This is a genomic window from Klebsiella spallanzanii (assembly GCF_902158555.1).
Classification (GTDB): domain Bacteria; phylum Pseudomonadota; class Gammaproteobacteria; order Enterobacterales; family Enterobacteriaceae; genus Klebsiella; species Klebsiella spallanzanii.
Genome location: NZ_CABGGS010000023.1, coordinates 567427 through 589076 on the forward strand (window position 1 = coordinate 567427; position 21650 = coordinate 589076).

Consider the following 21650-nt stretch of genomic DNA (forward strand, 5'->3'; position numbering starts at 1 on the left):
CCGGGTCGGGAGAGGTCAGGAAAGGAACGCCAGCCCTTTACCAAATATGGCGCGAATCGGCAGGGTTATACCGTGAAGGCGGGCCTTGTGCCGCAGGCGGCTAATCACGACGTCAATTCGGTGCAGCTCTGGTTCCCCTTCATCGGTGAACAAAGAGGTGTGCAGGTCAACTTTGCTGCACACTTCATTGCGATTACGCATTAAGACTTCCAGCAGCCGATACTCTTGCTGCGTCAGGGGGAGGTTCAGCCCCGATGGCGCAACCAACTGCTCGGCCTGCAGTATCCAGGGAGAAGGGGCAGGCCGTTCTGCTGATTCCACCGGAGTGGGCTGTTCCGGCGGTTTTTGCTGGCGGAGCCGGGAACCTAGCGCATGAATCTTTTCCGCGAGATCGGAAAAGTTTACCGGCTTGATGAGATAGAGGTCGGCACCGGAGTTTAACGCCTGTAGCCGGTCCTGCTCATGCCCTCTGGCGGTAATGACCACCAGCCCGAACTGGCCAATTTCATGCAGATAGTCCAGTACGCTAAATCCGTCTTCCCCCGGCAGGCCGATATCGATGAGCACGATATCGACGGGGTCGCGATGCAGCTGCCGCCAGAATGCTTCGGCACTGCGTACGCCCCAGGCATCAAAGCCGCGATGGCGCAAAAAAGCCAATAGTTCATCCAGTAAATCAGCGCTATCTTCGATAATAGCCACGCGTAATGTCATGATTTGTCCTTCTGCTGTCCATCCAGCGGGAGAGTAAGCGCAAATTCGCATCCGGCAGCGGTATTTTTTGCCAGCCACAGGTCCCCGCCGTGGGCCTGTACGATTTGTCGGGCGACATACAGTCCAAGACCGGTCCCGGCCGGTGTTGTCGTATGCGTTTCGCCGCGGCGATAGCGCTCGAAAATATGTTCGACCTGTTCAGGTGGAATGCCGGGACCGCGATCGCCAATGCGGATTTCAAAATGTTTTTCCTGCTGAAAAATCTCGATTCTTATCTCACCCGATTCTGAATATTTGACCGAGTTATCAAGCAGGTTAGCGATAGCAATACACAGCATCCCGCTATCAATGAACAGCATCGGCGAAGAGGATTCAGGGCCAACATTTTGCCCCTCCAGGGTGACATTTAAATAATGGTTCAGCGACAGATCCACCACCGTGGCGGCCGTATGGATAACCGGCAGCAGTTCGGCATTTTGTTTATCTGCGTGCAGGTCGTAGGAGGAGAGACGGGCATCGGCCAGGCAATTATCGGTTAGCTGTACAAGGCGGGTAGTTGCCCGCTGCATACGATCGAGACGTGAGCCCTGGCTCGCGGATGAGGTGCACAGGCGCAGGTTCTCCAGCGCGGCCTGAATAACCGCCAGCGGCGTTCTGAACTCATGCGCCACCATCCCCATAAACTGGCGCTGGTGAAAACTGGCGTCGCGCTCAATCTGTAGCTCCCGCGCCAGCTGTTGCTTGCGCACCAGCGCACGGTTTTCCGCCCGCACGCGCAGTACGGCGATAATCAGTACGGTGACAATATGAATAATCAGCGCGTACTGCCAGGTGGAATAAATCATGTTGTGAAAGGGGATGACGCCGTGAATGGAGAGCAGCACCAGCGCAGCGGAAACGACGTATACCGGCGGCAGCAACCCCAGTAGCAGTGTGTTCAGATCAATCGCCTTGCGTCGCCACAGCGTCCATGAGGTGATCAGCAGAATGGGGGCGGCGATAAAGAAAATCCCTGCTTCAATCTGCATCGCCAGGCCGTAAAAGCCTAGTGGAATGCTGATTTGCAGAACAATATTTAAACCTATCGCCGACAGCAGCAATTGATGCAGCCGTGGCATATTTTTCTTAAGGTCGAAAACCTCGCTATGTAGCCACAGCGCGGTGGCGTAGCTCACCAGCGACAGGCAGCTGATCATGTAATCCTGAATCGGCAGAAGGGCATCGCCAAAAAGCCATTCCGGGTAGCCATGCAGCGCTGCGACCAGCGGATAGTTCAGAGAAAAGAGGCAGATCCCCCACAGCAAACGTCGGCGCAGTACAACGGCCAGCCACAGGGCGATACCGCTGGCGATCGCCGCGAGGCCGAAGTAAAAGCTCCAGAAAGCGGTATCGAGAGTTGCTGTACGCACGAATTCCTGCGGTGAAGAGAGCGTCGCCAGCAGGATCAGCGTGCTGCTGCTCTGGATACGGAATGCAATCTCGTAGCCTGCCGCCGTGGGCGGAGGCGGTAAAATCAGCACGCTTTCACGATAGTCGAGGTCGTTATCCCGGGCTGGAGCATGGTCGCCAAACTCTTTCTGTATCCATGGACTATGGCTGGCGTAAGGGCGATAAAAAACCGTTAAATGGTCAACAAATGATGGGCCAAGCTGTAACCAGCGCTGCTCACCGGAAAAGTAATTTGCCGGTAGTGAAGCGCGTAGCCAGAAGGTCTTTGGCGAGTAGCCAAATGACGGGATAAGCGGCGCCGTTTTTAGCGTATCTTTCGGTAACGAAAGAAATTCGTCTAGCGTCATCTTGTCGCTGGCGTCCGCATACCAGTATACGGGAATATCAATACCTAACTGGCGGACTTCCGCTCGCGCTGGAGTCCACATCTGTAGAAAAATCAGGATGCCGGACCATGCCCAGAAATGCAGTCTGCGGCTTCGGCAAAAAATATCAAAAAAAGCGCACAAACGATTCAATCACGTCCCCTTGCGGCATGGATTAATAAAATCAGTACGATAGATATAGTCTGGTGGCCTGCCGGCACAGGCAACCCCCCGGAATCCGGGAAATAAACGTGTAGGGTTGGACGACGCAGCATTCTGCTAGTGTCGAAGGTATTATTCCAGCGTTATCTGCGTGCGGGGTTACTGGACAGACCTGTTGTGAGTAAATCCTTAATGGTGATTAACGTATGGGGATAGTGAGTAATACACAACCTGGAAGCTCAGTTTGGTCATAGGAATTTATGATGTTATACCAGTGGTTCGCGTTTTTAATATACAAAATGCGCAATAGGTTATTTGTTTATTGCACATAAAACCAGGTGGTTATATTAAGCTTTGATTAATTTTTTAATTATTGCTCTTTAACAGCGGTGCATAAAAAAAACGCCGTCACCAGAAGTGTGTCAGGTTAGAAAACGTAACAGCTAAGGTCGAGGCACTTCTGGCTATATGATTAGGATTTTATTTTTTTTAAATATGTTTTTTATCGTTAAAAAATCAGAGTAAAATTTTAATTTCTGCGTTATTTGCCAGGGGTAAAATGATGGCGCTGCTTTTTTAGCATGATTTTATTTGGTCGGCGGCCCTCCGTTGTCTGATTCAAACGATGAATAATAGCGCCGTTTTATGAATGTTTTGGCTATTCACATCAAAGAACCAACGAGCCACACTGGTTATGTTGACAATTCCGCCTGAAGAAATGACCAGGTTAATTATTCACTCGTTGTGGAAGGGGACCTTACAGGATGACGACAAAATCGCTAACGCTTGCTTTGGATGAACAACAGTCAATTCCTTTGAGTACGGTCTCGGGGACGCTGGGCCACGTCGGCATGGATATCCGTCCGCTGGCGTCTGCAGGGCTATGCAGCTTTGACCCCGGTTTTACTAATACCGCAGGCTGTACGTCGGCCATCTCCTGGATTGATACCGAAAAAAGTATTCTGCTGCACCGCGGTTACCCGGTCGATCAACTGGCTCGCCAGTGTGACTTCCTTGAAGTGGCTTATATTCTGCTGCAAGGTAACGCGCCTGATGAAGCCAGCTATCAGATCTTTAAAAACAATATTACCCGTCACAGCCTGGTGCACGAGCAGATTGCCCGTATGTGCAGTAGCTTTCGTCGCGACTCTCATCCGATGGCCTTAATGTGCGCGCTGGTAGGAACTCTGGCGGCGTTCTATCACGATGTGCTGGACGTCGAAAATCCGGAGCATCGCGCGCTGGCCGCTACCCGCTTGCTGTCGAAAATGCCGACGCTTGCGGCGATGAGCTACAAGTTTTCTATTGAGCAACCGGCGCAGTATCCACGGAACGATCTCTCTTATGCGGGTAATTTCTTGCATATGCTGTTTGCCATCCCGGCGGAACAGTATCAACTGAATCCGGTGATAGAGCAGGCGATGAACCAAATCCTGGTGCTGCACGCCGATCACGGCCAGTGCGCATCGACCACAACCGTTCGGGCTGCGGGCTCTTCCGGCGCGAATCTTTTTGCCTGTATTGCCGCTGGGCTCGCTTCTTTGTGGGGGCCGACCCACGGCGGAGCCAACGAAGCCAGTATGCGGATGCTGGAAGAGATTCAGACTGTTGATCAGATCCCTGCGTTTTTGAGTAAAGCAAAACGCGATCCGCAGGCGTTTCGTCGTCTCGGCTTCGGTAACTCCCGCTACCGTAACCTTGACCCAAGAGCCGCTATTTTGCGCGAGACCTGTCATCGGGTACTGAAGGAATTGGGGATGTCTGATATGCCGCTGCAGGTGGCGATGGCGCTTGAAGAGGTGGCGCTGACCGACCCGTACTTTATCGAAAATGGCCTGTCGCCAAGCGTGGACTTCTATACGGCGGTGATCCTCAAAGCGATGGGGCTACCTGCGTCGATGTTTGTGGTGATTACCGCTGTGGGCAGAACGCTCGGCTGGGTGGCGCACTGGAATGAAATGCACGAAGCGCCGCTGAATATTTATCGCCCGCGGCAGATTTATACCGGGGAAGGGATGCGGGATTACGTTTCGCGCCGTGAAGGGAAATAGCAGAGCGCGATTTTGCTATTGTGCTGGTATTGTTGCCGGGCGGCGGCTGACGCCTTGCCCGGCCTACGAAACCCAGGTCGGTAGCCCGGATAAGGCGCGTGCGCCGCAATCCGGGATCGCAAAGGATCGCTAACGAAATACCACCTGCGCCCAGCGGGCTAATCCGGCCGTTACCGAGCCAAAATCATCGCCACCGGCAACGGGAATACCCGGCAGGTGAGCCGCCAGCGCTTTTTTTATCAGCGGAGAGCGAGCGCTACCGCCGGTCAGGTAAATCACATCAGGTTTGTCATTGCTGTTATCCAGCGCCAACTGCACCTGCTCCATAATGCGGGCCAACGGCTGATCCAGCGCGGCTTCGAGTCCCTGCTGGCTGATAGCTGTTGCCAGCTCGTCGCTGATAAACGGCAGTCCGGTCATCACGCTCGGCTGTGCGGAAAGGGCGATTTTGCTCTCCTCCGCACTACGCACCAGGCGGTAGCTCAGACGCTGACGCCAGACCTTCAGTAATAGGGCGACTTTCTCGCTGTCGCGAGCGCTGCGCAGTAAATCGTTCAGCAGGCGGCCGTTGGCAGTGCTGTAAAAATCGGTCTGCGCTGGAACGTCGTTAATCGCTACCGCATTCCACCACGGTAGAATCGGCAGCGCGATACCTTTCTCGGTGTCGCCGCCCATGCCCAGCAGCGGCATCAGGCACTTAAAGGCCAGGGCGATATCCAGGTCGTTACCACCAACGCGACAGCCGCTATGGCCAAGCAGGCTCTGCTGACGATCGGCTTTTTCTCGCCACTGCGGGCCCATCAGCAGCAGCGAACAGTCGGTAGTACCGCCGCCGATATCGACGACCAGAACGCGTTTTTCTTCAGTCAGGGTTGCTTCGAAATCCAGACCGGCGGCGACCGGTTCAAACTGAAATACCACGTCACGGAAGCCCGCGCGCTTTGCCGCTCGCTCCAGAATACCCTGCGCCTGGGCGTTGGCTTCATCGCCGCCGAGGCCCTGAAAGTTAATCGGCCGCCCGATAACCGCCTGGTCGATAGTTTCCGGCAGCTGCGTTTGCGCCTGTAATTTGATATGCAGCATCATGGCGCAAACTAAATCTTCAAACAGCGCAACCTGCTGCGGCTTGAGCCCGCTGGCGCCGAGGAACGATTTCGGCGACTTCACAAAGTACACTTCTTCCGGATCTTCGACGTACTGATGCAGCGAGGCAAGACCAAACTGCACGCTGTTGCTGAGTACGTCGATATCTTCCTCGCGGTTGAAGCTAATGGCGCGACGCAGCAGCGCCTGGTTTTCATCACCGTTGGTAGGAACATCATGATGGCGGTAGAGCCACTCGCTGACCGCCTCGCGGGTAGGTGCGCAAAGCATTGAAGGCAGCAGCGAACTGCCGTTTTCCAGCGTCAGCAACTGCGGAGTATTCTCACGCATGACCGCTACCGAACAGTTAGCGGTACCGTAGTCAAAACCAATAAACATAGCCTGCAAAATCCCCATGCCGGTGAAGAAGGGGGGCGACTTTAGCGGATTGACGGCACTGCGACAACTGGAATTTAAAAGCAAGGCACGTCCGGCGCAGAGCCGCTATGATTGAAGCGCTGAAAAAGGAGAAATGATGACGCTGTTACCCTGGCATCCCCCCTACGACTGGCAATGGATGTTTAGTTTTCTTGGTGCGCGTGCGGTGCAGGGGATTGAGACCTTTGCCGACGGGAGCTATAGCCGCAGCTTTGCGCTAAAGGGCCACTCAGGACTGATTACGGTGACGCCGGACGATGCCGCGCAGGGCATGCGGGTGACGCTTTCCGCCGGGCTGCAGCCGGTTGCGGACGAGTGCCTGGTGAGAATTGCGCGCTTGTTTGATTTATCCTGCGACCCGCAGCAGGTCGCCCTGACCTTGGGAAACCTCGCTCAGCCGAGGCCGGGGCTTCGGCTGCCGGGCTCCCTCGACGCGTTTGAGCAGGCGGTGCGCGCGGTGCTGGGGCAGTTGGTCAGCGTAGCGATGGCGGCAAAGCTGACCGGGAAAGTGGTGGCGGCCTTCGGAGAGCCGCTGGTCGACGCCCCGGGGTTTTACCTGTTTCCAGGTGCGCAACGGCTGGCGCAGGCCGATCCGCTGGCGATTAAGGCTCTGGGCATGCCGCTGCGGCGCGCCCAGGCGCTGATTCATCTGGCGCAAGCGGCCATCAGCGACGAGCTCCCCCTCGTTGCGCCGGATAATATAGAAGCGGGTATGAAGCAGTTGCAGACCCTGCCCGGCATTGGCCGCTGGACGGCGAGCTATTTCGCGCTGCGCGGCTGGCAGGCGCAGGACATCTTTCTGCCGGATGACTACCTGATTAAACAGCGCTTTCCCGGAATGACGCCTGCTCGTATTGCGCGCTATGCCAGCCGCTGGCAGCCGTGGCGATCGTACGCGTTACTGCATATATGGTATACGGAAGGCTGGTCGCCGGATGAGGAATAGACGCGCAGGGCGCTTAGCACTAGTATCGACGCGCTGAAATCCCTATAATTGCGGCGTTTGGCGGTCAACCGCCACCCTTCCTACATTCCCAGGTTAATCAGGTCGCAAAAATTTATGACTGATACGTCTCATCAGTGCGTCATTATAGGCATCGCCGGCGCATCGGCTTCGGGCAAAAGCCTTATCGCCAGTACGCTTTATCGTGAATTACGTGAACAGGTCGGCGATGAACATATCGGCGTTATTCCGGAAGACAGCTATTACAAGGATCAAAGTCATCTGTCGATGGAAGAGCGTGTAAAAACCAACTACGACCATCCGAGTTCCATGGATCATAGCCTGTTGTTTCAGCATTTACAGATGCTGAGAAGCGGCCAGCCGATTGAGCTACCGGTGTACAGCTACGTTGAACATACTCGTATGCCGGAAACCATTCATATTGAACCGAAAAAAGTCATCATCCTTGAAGGGATCCTGCTGCTGACCGACGCCCGCCTGCGTAACGAGCTCAGTTTCTCTATTTTCGTCGATACTCCGCTGGATATCTGCCTGATGCGCCGCATTAAGCGCGATGTCAACGAGCGCGGGCGTTCAATGGACTCGGTGATGGCGCAGTACCAGAAAACGGTGCGTCCGATGTTCCTGCAGTTTATCGACCCTTCCAAACAGTATGCCGATATTATTGTGCCTCGCGGCGGTAAGAACCGTATCGCCATCGATATTCTGAAGGCCAAAATCAGTCAGTTCTTTGAATAACACGAACGAATTGTGTAACGTGCAAAGAAGAAGCCAATTTGCCCTTATCCCCGGAAGGCGTAAGGGCGCAATGCCTTAAAGGAGAACGTTGATGCGTTTGTGCGACCGAGATATAGAAGCCTGGTTGGATGAGGGACGGCTGGGCATTAACCCGCGCCCGCCCATTGAGCGCATTAATGGCGCGACGGTCGATGTACGTCTGGGGAATAAATTCCGTACTTTTCGCGGGCATACTGCGGGCTTTATTGACCTGAGCGGGCCTAAAGCGGAAGTGAGCGCGGCGCTGGATCGCGTGATGAGCGAAGAGATTGTTCTGCCGGATGGCGAGGCGTTTTTCCTGCATCCGGGCGAGCTGGCGCTGGCGGTGACGTTTGAATCCGTCACCCTGCCGCCGGATCTGGTCGGCTGGCTTGACGGGCGTTCTTCGCTGGCGCGTCTGGGTTTGATGGTGCACGTTACCGCGCACCGCATCGATCCAGGCTGGTCCGGCTGTATCGTGTTGGAGTTCTATAATTCAGGTAAGCTGCCGCTGGCGCTGCGTCCGGGGATGCTTATCGGCGCGTTAAGTTTTGAACCCTTATCCGGCCCGGCGGTGCGCCCTTATAACCGTCGCGAAGATGCAAAATATCGCGACCAGCAGGGCGCGGTAGCGAGTCGAATCGACAAGGACTGATAATTTTAGCGGTTTGCTGAGGATGCCATGAGACGAATTCTGACCACGCTGATGATCTTACTGGCGGTAGTTGTCGCCGGTCTTACCGCGCTGGTATTGCTGGTCAATCCCAACGACTTTCGCGCCTATATGGTCAAAGAGGTGGCGGAGCGCAGCGGCTATCAGCTTGAACTCGATGGCCCGCTGCGCTGGCACGTTTGGCCGCAGCTCAGTATTCTCTCAGGCCGTATGACTTTGACCGCGCCTGGCGCAGATGAACCGGTCATTCGCGCTGATAATATGCGCCTTGACGTCGCGCTGATGCCGCTGATTTCCCATCAGCTGCAGGTCAAGCAGGTGATGCTAAAAGGTGCGGTTATCCAGCTAACCTCTAAAACTGAAGCCGTGCGTAGCCAGAATGCGCCGGTGGTTCCGCACGATAACACGCTGCCTCAGGTGCCTGAGGACCGCGGCTGGTCATATGACGTTCGGCAGCTTCAGGTTGTTGATAGCGTACTCTTCTTCCAGCATGAAGATGGCGAACAGGTTACGGTACGCGATATTCGTCTGCAGATGGAACAGGATGAAAATCATCACGCCACGCTTGATTTTTCAGGCCGGGTAAACCGCGATCAGCGGGATCTGGCGCTCTCTTTATCTGCGCAGGTGCAAGGCGGCGATTACCCACACTCCCTGAAGGCGGATATTTCGCAGTTAAGCTGGCAGCTTCGCGGGGCGGAACTCCCTGCGGAAGGGATTAGCGGGCAGGGCAGCATGCAGGCTAGCTGGCTTGAAGATGCCAAAAAGCTCAGCTTCAATAATCTGAATTTAACCGCTAACGGTAGCAACGTTGCCGGGAACGCCAGCGTGGTGCTGGGCGAGCAGCCGGATTGGGAACTGAATCTTCAGGCAAGTACGTTGAACCTTGACAGCCTGCTTTCCCATGCCTCGCCGTCTACTGAAAATGGCATCAACCAGCAAGGTCAGAGCCAGACCAGACAGCTACGCCCGGTTATTGCGGATAATGATATTCAGCAGGACTACAACGCTCTGCGCGGCTTTAATGCCCGAATGACCCTGACGGCTGACCAGCTACAGTGGCGGGGGATGCATTTTACTCAGGTTAAAAGCGATATCAGCAACCAGCAGGGGCTGCTGACCATCAATCAGATGCAGGGGAGTCTGGATGGCGGGCGATTGTCGTTACCGGGTTCACTGGACGCTCGCGGCGACACGCCACAAGCCTCGTTCCAGCCGAAACTGGAAAACGTTGAGATAAGCTCGATTCTGAAAGCCTTCAACTACTCGTTAAACCTTACCGGTAAACTGTCGCTGAACGGCGATTTCTCGGGTGAAAAGATTGATGCCGACGATTTCCGCCGTAGCTGGCAGGGGCAGGCGCAAATTCAGATGACGGATACGCGCACTGAGGGGCTGAACTTCCAGCAACTGGTCCAGCAGGCCGTTGAGCGTAGCACTAACGTTCAGGCACAGGAAAACTACGATAATGCCACCCGGCTGGATTCGGTGAGCACCGCGCTGGCGCTGGATAATGGCCTGGTGACCTTAAGTCGCATGCAGGGGCAATCTGAGCTAATGGCGTTAACCGGGCAGGGCGAGCTCAACCTGCTGAAAGAAGACTGCGATATGCGCTTCAACGTTCGGGTTTTAGGCGGCTGGAAGGGCGAGAGTAAGCTTATCGACAGGCTCAAGCAGACGGCGATTCCATTACGTATTTATGGTAACTGGCAGACGCTGAGCTACAGCCTGCAGGTTGACCAGATATTGCGTAAACAGCTGCAGGACGAAGCGAAAAAACGGCTTAACGAATGGGCTGAGCGCAATAAAAATACCCAGGACGGGAAGGATGTGAAGAAGTTGCTTGATAAGCTGTGAGTCCGGTCAGCAAGAAACCTGTAGCCCGGACAGATGCGTAGCATCGCCTCCGGGAAAGCGCTGCTGGCTGATACCGAGCTATCGATCGTTTTTTTGTGTCGGGTCAGGCGATAGCCGCCACCCGACATAAACATTAGCGCACTTTCTACAACTGATTTACTACCCTTTAGCCTGTTCACATATGAAGGCATTACACTTCATAATCCAGTTCATCTTCTTCCGGCGCTGGTGGCACTATCTGTACTTTTTGCACCCGATGACTTTCAACCTGCAACGTGCGCAGAACATACCCGCCGATTTCTATTTCTTCACCTTCCTGCGGAATATGCTGCAGATACTCCATCAGCAGACCGGCAACCGTGTGGTATTCACGTTTCTCATCCAGAGGAAGAGGGACGTACTGAACTAAATCTTCCAGCGGCATATGGCCGTTGACCGTCCAGCTACCATCGCCGTTTTTATGAATATCGTGACGGGCATCGATCTCCTCCACCTCATTCGGCAGGTTACCGGCAATGGTTTCCATCACATCGCTAAGGGTCACAATGCCTTCAACGGAACCAAATTCATCAACGACGAACGCAAAGTGGGTTCTGGCGTTGCGGAACTGCTCCAGCGCAGGGAGCAGCGGCAGCGTTTCCGGGAATACCAGCGGCTGGCGAATCAGGGCCTGCAGATTGAGCGGTTCGTTGCGCAACGATTGTTGCAGAAGATCAATAACATGCACAACGCCAAGCATATCTTCATCGTCATCGTCGCCGGTGACCACCAGGCGGGTATGCTGATTTTTATCGAGTAAAGCGCGGATCTCTTCTTCCGGGGCGCTGAGGTCAATATGTTCAATATCATGACGTGAGGTCATTATGCTACTGACGGTGCGCTGATTGAGATTCAGCACCCGTTCAATCATCCGCCGTTCCTGAGGGTTAAATAGCGGGTTCTCCTCTCGATCGGCAACCAGTGAGGCGGTATCGCTATCTAACTCGCCATTGTCTTTGCGACCACTCAACAGGCTCATTACCGCCTCAGTGGTTCTCTGGCGCAGCGTCAGGTTGGCAGAGAGAAAGCGACGGCGGTTAAAAATTGCCAGCTGATTAAATGATTCAATCATTACCGAGAAGCCGATAGCCGCATACAGATAACCCTTAGGAATCGGGAAGCCAAAGCCTTCGGCTATCAGGCTAAAGCCGATCATCAGCAGGAAGCTTAAGCAGAGGATAACTATCGTCGGATGGCTGTTAACAAAGCGGGTCAGGGCTTTACTGGCCATCAGCATCAGGCTAATAGCGATGATCACCGCCGCCATCATCACCGCCAGATGGTCAACCATCCCGACGGCGGTAATCACCGAGTCGAGGGAGAAAATGGCATCAAGAACGACGATTTGCGCCACAACACCCCAGAATTTTGCCCCTTTGCGCTGGGTAGGGTTATCGCTATCCTTTCCTTCCAGTCGTTCGTTTAGCTCAACTGTCGCTTTGAAAAGCAGGAAAAGTCCGCCAAACAGCATGATCAAATCGCGAGCGCTAAAGCTCAAATCGTGCCAGATAATCAGGGGTTTAGTGAGGGTGACCAGCCAGGAGATAGAGGCCAGCAGCAGCAGGCGCATCACCATCGCCAGCAGCAAACCGGTTACCCGCGCGCGATCTCGCTGCGCAGGAGGGAGTTTTTCCGCAAGAATTGCGATAAAGACCAGATTATCAATACCGAGTACCAGCTCAATAACGACAAGAGTTATGAGACCGGCCCAGATAGAGGGGTCGGCAATCCATTCCATATTTAGCTAAAACCTTTACAACTTAAGAGTGCCATGTATCGATCATGGATAACCCATAGATAAATTGCAATATTTTCTGTATCAGCTTCGCTGGAGGTGGCGTCAGGCTCTGCCACACCAACAATCAAAGTATTCTCTGTTGCAAGCGATAGGGTAACCGCTCAACATTCAGGGGTTACCGTATGTGAATTGACGTATTTATCAGCGCATAAGAATTTTCTGAAATAGGTTCGTTTTATTTATAACCACATATACAAGATGAGTAATAAATCGCGCAATGGGGATTGGTTTCCAGATACGGGTGGTTGATGAAGCAGGGCTGGAAATTAATCAATAGATTTGATGTATGCAATATGGTTTTGCCAGATTCCAGATTTTTACACTACTTAATGTCGTGGGTTGTCGTATATCCGTTTTTACGCGACGATGATGTCAGCTTTTTGTAGTAGAAAATAAGAGAAAATTAGGAGTGTTAATCTGCGGTGGCGATGGAGATATTGCCAGATGAGTTCACATGAGCACAGTTAAGAAAGATTGATAGTGCTAATATGACTGATATTTAACCATTTCTATGTGCTTTATAATTTTATAACGAATATAGACGAATATTTTGGCTGATTTTCTATTTTTTTGTGGTCACTTGTTCTGTGTCAACTCATGTTGAAAGATAACAGCGTATCAAAAGGGGAATGATGCAGTGGCTGTGAGCATCATTGCTATCTCTTATGAATTAGAATAGATAAATAGATATGATAACTTATTGTAAATATTGGTAATTTTTTTTGAGTGATAGTGAATAAGAATTTTCTCAAGTTCGTCTATGGGTCCGCATGCTTTACGTGTATTCTTAAATTAAACGTGTAATTTCAGAATTTGACGGACAGTAGGGTAGACGGCAAACGTGTATCATCATGGATAAATGCCAGTGATACATACAATCTGACAGGAATCGAGAGATTTATAACCATACAGGTGGACAGAGAATGGTGAGTTTGAAAGCAGTGATACCGGTAGCAGGACTAGGGATGCATATGTTGCCTGCGACCAAGGCTATCCCAAAAGAGATGCTGCCGATCGTCGACAAGCCAATGGTGCAGTATATTGTTGATGAAATCGTAGCTGCTGGTATCAAGGAGATCGTGCTGGTCACCCACTCCTCGAAGAACGCCGTGGAAAACCATTTTGACACCTCATACGAACTTGAAGCTCTGCTTGAGCAGCGCGTAAAACGCCAGCTGCTGGCAGAGGTTCAGGCTATCTGCCCCCCAGGCGTAACCATTATGAACGTGCGTCAGGGCCAACAGCTTGGATTAGGCCACTCAATTCTTTGTGCGCGTCCGGTCATCGGCGACAATCCGTTTGTGGTTGTGCTGCCGGATATTATCCTCGATGACGCCAGCGCTGACCCCTTGCGCTACAACCTTGCGGCTATGGTGGCGCGCTTCAACGAAACTGGTCGTAGCCAGGTCCTGGCCAAACGCATGGAAGGTGACCTCTCTGAATACTCCGTGATCCAGACCAAAGATGCGCTGGAATCTGCCGGGCAGGTTGCGCGTATCGTTGAGTTCATCGAAAAACCTGATGAACCTCAGACGCTGGATTCCGATCTGATGGCGGTTGGTCGCTATGTGCTTTCTGCGGATGTATGGTCTGAGCTGGAACATACCGAGCCGGGCGCGTGGGGCCGTATCCAATTAACCGATGCTATCGCAGAGCTGGCGAAAAAACAGTCGGTTGATGCCATGCTAATGACTGGCGAAAGCTATGACTGCGGTAAAAAAATGGGTTATATGCAGGCCTTTGTAAACTACGGGCTGCGTAACCATAAAGAAGGGACGAAGTTCCGCGAGAGTATTAAAAAACTGTTAGCGTAATTATTGTGCTGGATTTTACGGGCATATGAAAAAGTGAACGGTTGCGGCAAGGTATTGGTAAGCACGATGCAGCCGTACCTGTTCACCTGACCGAACGATAAGATTCGTTTTTAATGATTTTTTATTTAAATTCAAAGGATTGATGCCTGTTTTGTTATATTGTATCGATTAAAACTGCCATCAACGTTCAGAGACTTCTGGTCGTCAGAAAAGACCCATCATGATGAGATGGTCGGAGTAGCTAAATTTCAGCTTTGCTAATAATTACTTACCAGGAATTTTCTTAAGTAAATAAGCATTGTGCAGGTTACGATACAAAAATAAAACTTGACTGAGATCATGTTTGCGCATTAAACAACGGTACTGCATGCATAAAAATGTGAAGTTGCTGGATGTGTATGCCCACATAGATGTCGCGGAAAAGACGTTACGGACTGGAGAGATCGTCAAAGGATGAAAGGTAAATGAACTGGCAGGTAGTCACTTTTTTTGGCGATAGTACCGTGCTGTTACCCAGTGCGGCCGTGTTGTTTATCGTTCTTTTTCTGCGAAAAGATTCAAAGCAGGTGGCCTGGCACTGGGCGCTGCTGTTTGGTATCACCGGCGCGATTGTTTGCGCATCAAAACTGGCATTTATGGGTTGGGGTATAGGCATTCGCGAGCTGGACTTTACCGGTTTTAGCGGGCACACCGCATTATCTACCGCCTTCTGGCCAATCTTCTTATGGCTGCTGTGCGTGCGTGCTACACCAGCGTTTCGTTTTTCTTCGGTCGTTCTGGGTTATGCATTAGCCGGATTTGTGGGCTATTCACGATTGATGATTCATGCCCATTCAACCTCAGAGGTTATCGCAGGTTTTATGCTGGGGGCTGCGGGAAGCGCATTGTTCCTGCTTATACAGTTGCGCACAAGTGGTACTCATACGGCCCAGTTGTCCTGGGGAGGGTTAGCAAGCGTGGTTATCATCCCGGCACTGTTGCTGAATACCGGGGCCAGGGCACCCACTCAGTCTTTATTGGGTGAGATTGCGGTGAAGCTTGGATCACTGGAAAAACCTTTTACCCGAGCCGACCTTCATAAGCGATTTTATTGAGACTGTAGTAGTAGAACGGTGTTACCTGAGACTGGAGATATATCCTGTCTATTAGCGTCTGTAAGAGGCAGGCTCTGGCAGGTGTGCAGATAAAGGTGAATTCACATTCATGAAATAAATTTATGATAGTGCAATCTGCGCAATATTTGACAAAATGATAATCTGCCAGGATGTTTCCTAAATAATCTTTTTGGCTAAATATTGAATTTATTAATGATAACAACACGCTGGCATAGTTCTTTTTACTATTAAATTTTGTAGTTGACTGGACATAATTATCCAGAAGGTGACTTAGTATAGTTTTTGTGGTGAAAAATCAATAAAATCATACTGTTGATGTTTTTTGCTTGTTATGAGCGGAGCACGCTTATACGTATTTGCCGATAAACAATAATGTTATCGGGTAAGTCTGTGCAGGACGTAGTCTGAACAACGAATAATTCGAAATTAGACTCCCAATCGAGACCATAATCTCGTAAACTTATGCCCGCGAAATTGATTGCTTTGATGGATTAATCACCGATTCTCTGAAACCGGCGGTTAAAATACAAATGGAAGAAGTACAGTGCATTGGTAGCTGTTAAGCCAAGGGCGGTAGCGTACGTGCTGCCTGTCGTTTTCTGTAAATCACATCTCATTCCATGCGACCGAAATTCCTAAAGTGTCCTTCGTACAGGTGATTATCTTCACAGCCTGTATATACTAGCGTGTTCGTCACCCAATCAGCGTGTAGCCTGCATGACGTTACAGAGAGAAAACTGCTGGTGTAATGCGCTATGGAATGGCCTTCGATAACAATTTCGCATACATTGTGTACTGCAGGTAGAGTGTAAATTGGAAGCAAGCTTTGACATGGGATTCAGGTCACATGCGTTGTTTGTTACAAACAGAACTAAATCTGTAGGTCGAGCATACCAAAGGTTGGCGTCAGAGGGCGCTGAATCTCTCAGTGTTCCCCTTGTTGCGCCAGCATGCGGAAACGGGGTTTAAAATGGATCTTGTACAATGATAAAAATTGCGCGAATTGCACTTGCATTAGGGCTGCTTACTTCTGCCAGCTCACTTGCCTATGCCTCCGGGTTAGTAATGAATGACAACGAGCTACGCAGCGACCTTGCGTGGCTTTCCGATCGTGGTGTTATTCACCTCAGCCTGTCAACCTGGCCACTGAGCCAGGAAGAGATCAACCGGGCGCTTAAGAAAGCAAAACCCTCTTACTCTTCCGAACAGGTTGTTCTGGCGCGAATCAACCAGCGTCTTGATTCTTTAAAAGCTGATTTTCGTGTGAGCGGCTATACCTCAACGGATAAGCCCGGAACACCACAAGGGTTTGGTCAGAATCAGCCTGCAGATAGTTCCTTATCGTTAGCCTTTAATAATAGCGGTGAGTGGTGGGATGTTCATCTGCAGGGTAACGTTGAGGGCGACGAACGCATTAGCAATGGTTCACGGTTTAATGCTAACGGTGCCTATGGTGCGGTTAAGTTCTGGAACCAGTGGCTCTCTTTCGGCCAGATGCCGCAGTGGTGGGGGCCGGGTTATGAAGGTAGCCTGATCCGCGGTGACGCCGCTCGTCCAATGACCGGCTTTTTGATGCAGCGCGCCGAGCAGGTCGCACCGGAAACCTGGTGGCTGCGCTGGATTGGCCCATGGCAGTATCAGATTTCTGCCAGCCAGATGAATCAATATACTGCCGTTCCGCATACCAAGATTATCGGTGGTCGACTGACATTTTCTCCCTTCCAGTCACTTGAGCTTGGTGCTTCGCGCATTATGCAGTGGGGAGGGGAGGGGAGACCTCAATCGTTCAGTAGCTTCTGGGATGGCTTGACTGGACAGGATAACACCGGTACAGCCAATGAGCCGGGTAACCAGCTAGCCGGTTTTGACTTTAAATTTAAGTTAGAGCCGACGCTAGGTTGGCCTGTTAGCTTCTATGGACAAATGATTGGTGAAGATGAGGCTGGATACCTTCCATCTGCGAATATGTTCCTTGGGGGAGTTGAGGGGCATCATGGTTGGGGTAAAAATGCCATTAACTGGTATCTTGAGGCTCATGATACTCGCTCAAATATGAGCCGCACTGATTATATTTATACCCACCATATTTATAAAGGGGGTTACTATCAGCAAGGGTATCCGCTAGGTGATGCAATGGGTGGGGATGGTCAACTCTTTGCTGGCAAAGTTGAACTGGTGACAGAGAATAATCAGCGCTGGAGTGCTCGTTTGGCATACGCGAAGGTTAATCCTGAAAATCAGTCAATAAATAAAGCGTTCCCTCACTCAGATACTTTGAAAGGTGTGCAGTTGGGGTGGAGTGGTGATGTATATAAATCGGTACGGCTAAACACTTCACTCTGGTATACCGACGCTGATAATAGCGATAGTGATGATGTTGGTGCCAGCGCTGGGATTGAGATTCCATTCAATTTATAGCCTGAACGTGGCATCTGTTTAACTTAGATGACGTTAACCAGATGCCTTGAACTTTATGACTATGGTCGTTCAGGACTTTGACACTTTTGGTTTATTGATGATGTGACATTATGAAGAATAAAATTGTAAGGTTTTCGGCATTAGCATTAGCAATAGGATTTTTATCAGGCTGTACTATTATGCCTGGACAGGGATTAAATAGCTTACGCAAGAATGTAGTTGAGTTACCGGATAGCGACTACGATCTAGATAAGCTCGTTAATGTTTATCCCATGACTCCAGGGTTGGTAGAGCAACTTCGTCCAGAACCAGTGATTGCTCGCTCAAATCCTCAGTTGGATAACCTGTTAAAAAGTTATGAGTATCGCATCGGTGTTGGTGACGTGTTAATGGTGACTGTATGGGATCACCCGGAATTGACTACGCCTGCTGGCCAGTATCGTAGCGCTAGTGATACTGGCAACTGGGTAAATTCCGATGGAACTATTTTCTATCCCTATATAGGAAAACTGAAGGTAGAGGGCAAAACACTTAGCCAAGTTCGTCAAGATATTGCTGCTAGGTTGACCACTTATATAGAAAGTCCACAGGTAGATGTCAGTATAGCTGCATTTCGATCTCAGAAAGCTTACGTAACGGGTGAAGTTGCTAAATCAGGCCAGCAGCCAATTACGAATATTCCATTAACTGTTATGGATGCAATTAATGCAGCAGGTGGTTTAGCTGCAGATGCTGATTGGCGGAATGTAGTACTGACACATAAGGGAAAAGATACTAAAGTTTCTCTGTATGCGTTGATGCAAAAGGGAGATTTAACCCAGAACCACTTGCTTTATCCCGGCGATATTTTGTTTGTTCCCCGTAATGATGACTTGAAAATCTTCGTAATGGGAGAGGTGGGTAAACAATCTACAATGAAAATGGACCGCAGTGGAATGACGTTAGCAGAAGCGTTAAGTAATGCTGAGGGTATTTCACAGGAGATGAGTGATGCAACTGGTATATTTGTTATACGTCAATTGAAAAGTGAAAGACAAGGTAAAATTGCAAATATATATCAGTTAAATGCACAAGATGCATCAGCAATGGTATTAGGAACTGAGTTTGAACTAAAACCATATGATATCGTATATGTAACCACTGCGCCAATAGTCAGATGGAATAGAGTTATTTCTCAGTTAGTACCAACTATTTCAGGTGTACATGATATGACTGAGACGACAAGATATATTAAAAATTGGAACTAAATATGTTTGATTCAATATTAGTTATATGTACTGGGAATATTTGCAGATCTCCGATTGCTGAACGTATTTTAAGGAAAAAAATGCCGGGCAAAAAAATCGATTCAGCAGGAGTTGGTGCATTAAAAAATTATCCAGCGGATAGCTCGGCAGAGAAAGTAGCGGAAAAGCATGGAATATCTCTTGAAGGGCATCGAGGAACTCAATTTTCATCAAAGATTAGTAAGGACTATGATCTATTGCTAGTTATGGAACAAGAGCATATTGAACAAATTAGTAAAATTGCGCCAGAAGCTCGTGGTAAAACTATGCTATTAGGTCATTGGTTAGATCGAAAAGAAATACCAGATCCTTATAAAAAAAGCGATGAGGCTTTCGAATTAGTATATCAATTAATTGAACAGAGTTGTCAGTGTTGGGCTGATAAATTGGTTAGGTAACTTCAGGAATCTACTGTATGACATCAGTAATAAACAATAAGTCTAGCTCAACAGATACTAGTGAGATCGATTTTGGTCGATTGATTGGGGAACTAATTGATCACCGTAAATTAATAATCGCATTAACAATGGGGTTTACAGTAATTGCAGTTCTATACGCACTGTTAGCAACTCCAATTTATCAAGCAAATGCGTTAATTCAAGTTGAGCAAAAGCAAGGTAACGCTATATTAAGCAGTTTGAGCCAAATACTACCAGATGGGCAACCGCAATCGGCTCCAGAAATATCGCTTTTGCAATCCAGAATGATTTTAGGCAAGACTGTGGATGATCTTTCACTTCAGGCAAGGATAACGCCTAAATATTTCCCTATAATCGGCAAAGGATTAGCACGAATATTGGGAGAGAAAACTGGAGAAATAAAAATATCATATATTGACATTCCAAATCCGAAGGGTATGGATTCTATAATTGCAACGCTTACAGTAAAAGATAATAAAAACTATGTAATTGAATCTGATGGAGTCATTCTTGAGGGGAAGGTTGGAGTACCTCTTGAGGAGAAAGGTGTATCATTGCTAATAAAAGATATTACTGCAGAGCCTGGAAGTCACTTTAAAATTGAGTATGTTAGTAAATTAAAAGCGATAACTCTTTTGCAGGAATCCCTTAGCGTTTCAGACCAAGGCAAAGATACAGGGATGCTAAGTTTAACTTTTTTAGATGAGAATCCTGTATTAGCTGCGCGTATAATTGATGAAATTAGTCGAAACTATCTAGCTCAAAATATTGAAAGACAGGCAGCACAAGATGCAAAAAGCTTAGAGTTTTTAAATGAACGTTTACCAATTGTAAGAAATGATTTAGATCATGCGGAAGATAAACTTAATGCTTATCGAAAGCAAAAGGACTCTGTTGATCTTTCTATGGAAGCAAAGTCAGTTCTTGATCAAATAGTCAACGTTGATAATCAGCTGAATGAATTAACTTTTAGAGAAGCAGAGATTTCTCAATTATATACTAAGGAACACCCTACATATAAATCATTAATGGAAAAGCGGCAAACCTTACAGGAGGAAAAAAATAAACTTGGTAAGCGTGTTAGTAGCATGCCAGCTACACAGCAGGAAGTGTTGCGTTTAAGCCGAGATGTTGAATCCGGAAGGGCTGTTTACTTGCAACTATTGAATCGCCAACAAGAGTTGAATATAGCTAAATCTAGCGCTATAGGAAATGTCAGAATTATTGACTCCGCTGTTACTATACCTGACCCCATAAAACCGAAGAAAGCAATAATAATAGCTGTTGGTTTTATTTTCGGTTTGATTATCTCTATTGGAGGAGTGATTTTAAAAGTTTTCCTTCGTAGAGGAATTGAATCTCCCGAAGAGTTAGAAGAAATGGGAATAAATGTTTATGCAAGTGTTCCCGTTTCTGAATGGTTAATTAAAAGAACTGATAAAAAGAGAAAAAACGAGTCTGACAAACTGCTAACTATTGAAAATCCAGCCGATATAGCAGTAGAAGCGATTCGTGGTTTGAGAACAAGTTTACATTTTGCCATGATGGAGGCAAAAAACAATCTATTAATGATTTCGGGAGCTAGCCCAAATGCTGGAAAAACTTTTATCAGTGCTAATTTGGCAGCTATTATTGCCTCAAGCGGTAAACGAGTCCTTTTCATAGATGCAGATTTGCGTAAAGGTTACGTGCATAAAATGCTTGGTGGCCGAAATGAAAAAGGACTATCGGAAATTCTTTCTGGGCAAATTCTCATAGAGAATGCGCTAGAGAGAGCAAGGGATGCCAATTTTGACTATGTAGGGCGCGGTCAGGTTCCACCTAATCCTGCAGAGTTATTAATGCATCCAAGATTCGAGTCAATATTAACATGGGCTTCAAATAATTATGATATAGTAATCATTGATACTCCACCTATTTTAGCAGTAACTGACGCTGCAATTATAGGCCGTTATGCGGGTACAACGTTGCTAGTTGCTCGATTTGAAGCTAATACCGCAAAAGAAATATTCATAAGTGCAAAAAGGTTTGAACAGAGTGGAGTGGTTGTTAAAGGCTGCATTCTAAACGGTGTTATCAAGAAGGTAAGTGGTTATTATAGTTATGGATATAATCACTATGGATATTCATATGATGAGAAAAATAATTAGAAAATAAAAAATGGCTAAGCGAGTTTGAGAACTTGCTTAGTCAATATAATTTTACTTCGCCTATTACGATGCAGTCTCATCTAAATGATACAGGCGACG

Annotated in this window: 15 protein-coding genes; 11 read left to right on the top strand and 4 right to left on the bottom strand. The window is 49.1% G+C overall.

Going from position 1 to position 21650, the window contains the following annotated elements:
- Window positions 1–15: 15 nt before the first annotated feature.
- Together FN082_RS17655 and FN082_RS17660 are read right to left on the bottom strand one after the other, a co-directional pair.
- Window positions 16–714: a response regulator transcription factor gene (locus FN082_RS17655; protein ID WP_142982010.1), complete on the bottom strand. Its 699-nt coding sequence runs from the start codon at window positions 712–714 to the stop codon at window positions 16–18.
- Complete coding sequence (locus FN082_RS17660) at window positions 711–2591, bottom strand: sensor histidine kinase (RefSeq protein WP_142982035.1); 1881 nt, start codon at window positions 2589–2591, stop codon at window positions 711–713. The genes FN082_RS17655 and FN082_RS17660 overlap by 4 nt, the downstream gene beginning before the upstream one ends.
- An 863-nt stretch (window positions 2592–3454) precedes the next feature.
- On the opposite strand from FN082_RS17660, the gene FN082_RS17665 reads away from it, so the two are divergent.
- Complete coding sequence (locus FN082_RS17665; protein WP_142462794.1) at window positions 3455–4741, top strand: citrate synthase; 1287 nt, start codon at window positions 3455–3457, stop codon at window positions 4739–4741.
- A 129-nt stretch (window positions 4742–4870) separates the two neighbouring features.
- On the opposite strand, the gene yegD is transcribed toward FN082_RS17665, so the two are convergent.
- A complete protein-coding gene (gene yegD / locus FN082_RS17670; RefSeq protein WP_065809843.1) occupies window positions 4871–6223 on the bottom strand; it encodes a molecular chaperone in 1353 nt (450 codons plus the stop codon).
- A 136-nt stretch (window positions 6224–6359) separates the two neighbouring features.
- Here yegD and alkA point away from each other — a divergent pair, with 136 nt between their 5' ends.
- The 4 genes from alkA (at window position 6360) to asmA (ending at window position 10512) form a co-directional block, all read left to right on the top strand.
- Window positions 6360–7208 (top strand): DNA-3-methyladenine glycosylase 2, encoded by an 849-nt coding sequence (alkA, locus tag FN082_RS17675; protein ID WP_142982036.1) that lies wholly within the window; start codon window positions 6360–6362, stop codon window positions 7206–7208.
- A 114-nt stretch (window positions 7209–7322) separates the two neighbouring features.
- Entirely contained in the window at window positions 7323–7964 is a 642-nt protein-coding gene (gene udk, locus FN082_RS17680; RefSeq protein ID WP_048264000.1) for a uridine kinase, read from the top strand.
- A gap of 91 nt (window positions 7965–8055) precedes the next feature.
- Window positions 8056–8637 carry a dCTP deaminase gene (gene dcd / locus FN082_RS17685; RefSeq protein WP_048263999.1) on the top strand — a complete coding sequence of 194 codons (582 nt, stop codon included), beginning with the start codon at window positions 8056–8058 and terminating at the stop codon, window positions 8635–8637.
- Between the two features lie 27 nt (window positions 8638–8664).
- Window positions 8665–10512 carry an outer membrane assembly protein AsmA gene (gene asmA / locus FN082_RS17690; RefSeq protein ID WP_142982011.1) on the top strand — a complete coding sequence of 616 codons (1848 nt, stop codon included), beginning with the start codon at window positions 8665–8667 and terminating at the stop codon, window positions 10510–10512.
- A gap of 190 nt (window positions 10513–10702) precedes the next feature.
- Here the strand turns inward: asmA and FN082_RS17695 are convergent, their stop codons facing one another.
- A complete protein-coding gene (locus FN082_RS17695) occupies window positions 10703–12289 on the bottom strand; it encodes a TerC family protein (protein ID WP_142982012.1) in 1587 nt (528 codons plus the stop codon).
- A gap of 983 nt (window positions 12290–13272) precedes the next feature.
- Here FN082_RS17695 and galF point away from each other — a divergent pair.
- From galF to FN082_RS17730, 6 genes are all read left to right on the top strand, one after another.
- Complete coding sequence (gene galF / locus FN082_RS17700) at window positions 13273–14163, top strand: UTP--glucose-1-phosphate uridylyltransferase GalF (RefSeq protein ID WP_065809838.1); 891 nt, start codon at window positions 13273–13275, stop codon at window positions 14161–14163.
- 464 nt (window positions 14164–14627) lie between these two features.
- Window positions 14628–15257, top strand: coding sequence for a phosphatase PAP2 family protein (locus tag FN082_RS17705; protein WP_142982013.1), 630 nt, complete (start codon window positions 14628–14630; stop codon window positions 15255–15257).
- 1005 nt (window positions 15258–16262) lie between these two features.
- Window positions 16263–17696 carry a capsule assembly Wzi family protein gene (locus FN082_RS17715; RefSeq protein WP_142982014.1) on the top strand — a complete coding sequence of 478 codons (1434 nt, stop codon included), beginning with the start codon at window positions 16263–16265 and terminating at the stop codon, window positions 17694–17696.
- A gap of 110 nt (window positions 17697–17806) precedes the next feature.
- Window positions 17807–18943, top strand: coding sequence for a polysaccharide export protein (locus FN082_RS17720; protein ID WP_142982015.1), 1137 nt, complete (start codon window positions 17807–17809; stop codon window positions 18941–18943).
- A gap of 2 nt (window positions 18944–18945) precedes the next feature.
- Window positions 18946–19380, top strand: a complete 435-nt coding sequence (locus FN082_RS17725; RefSeq protein ID WP_142982016.1) for an arsenate reductase/protein-tyrosine-phosphatase family protein — start codon at window positions 18946–18948, stop codon at window positions 19378–19380.
- 17 nt (window positions 19381–19397) lie between these two features.
- Entirely contained in the window at window positions 19398–21551 is a 2154-nt protein-coding gene (locus FN082_RS17730; protein WP_142982017.1) for a polysaccharide biosynthesis tyrosine autokinase, read from the top strand.
- The last annotated feature ends 99 nt before the right edge of the window (window positions 21552–21650 follow it).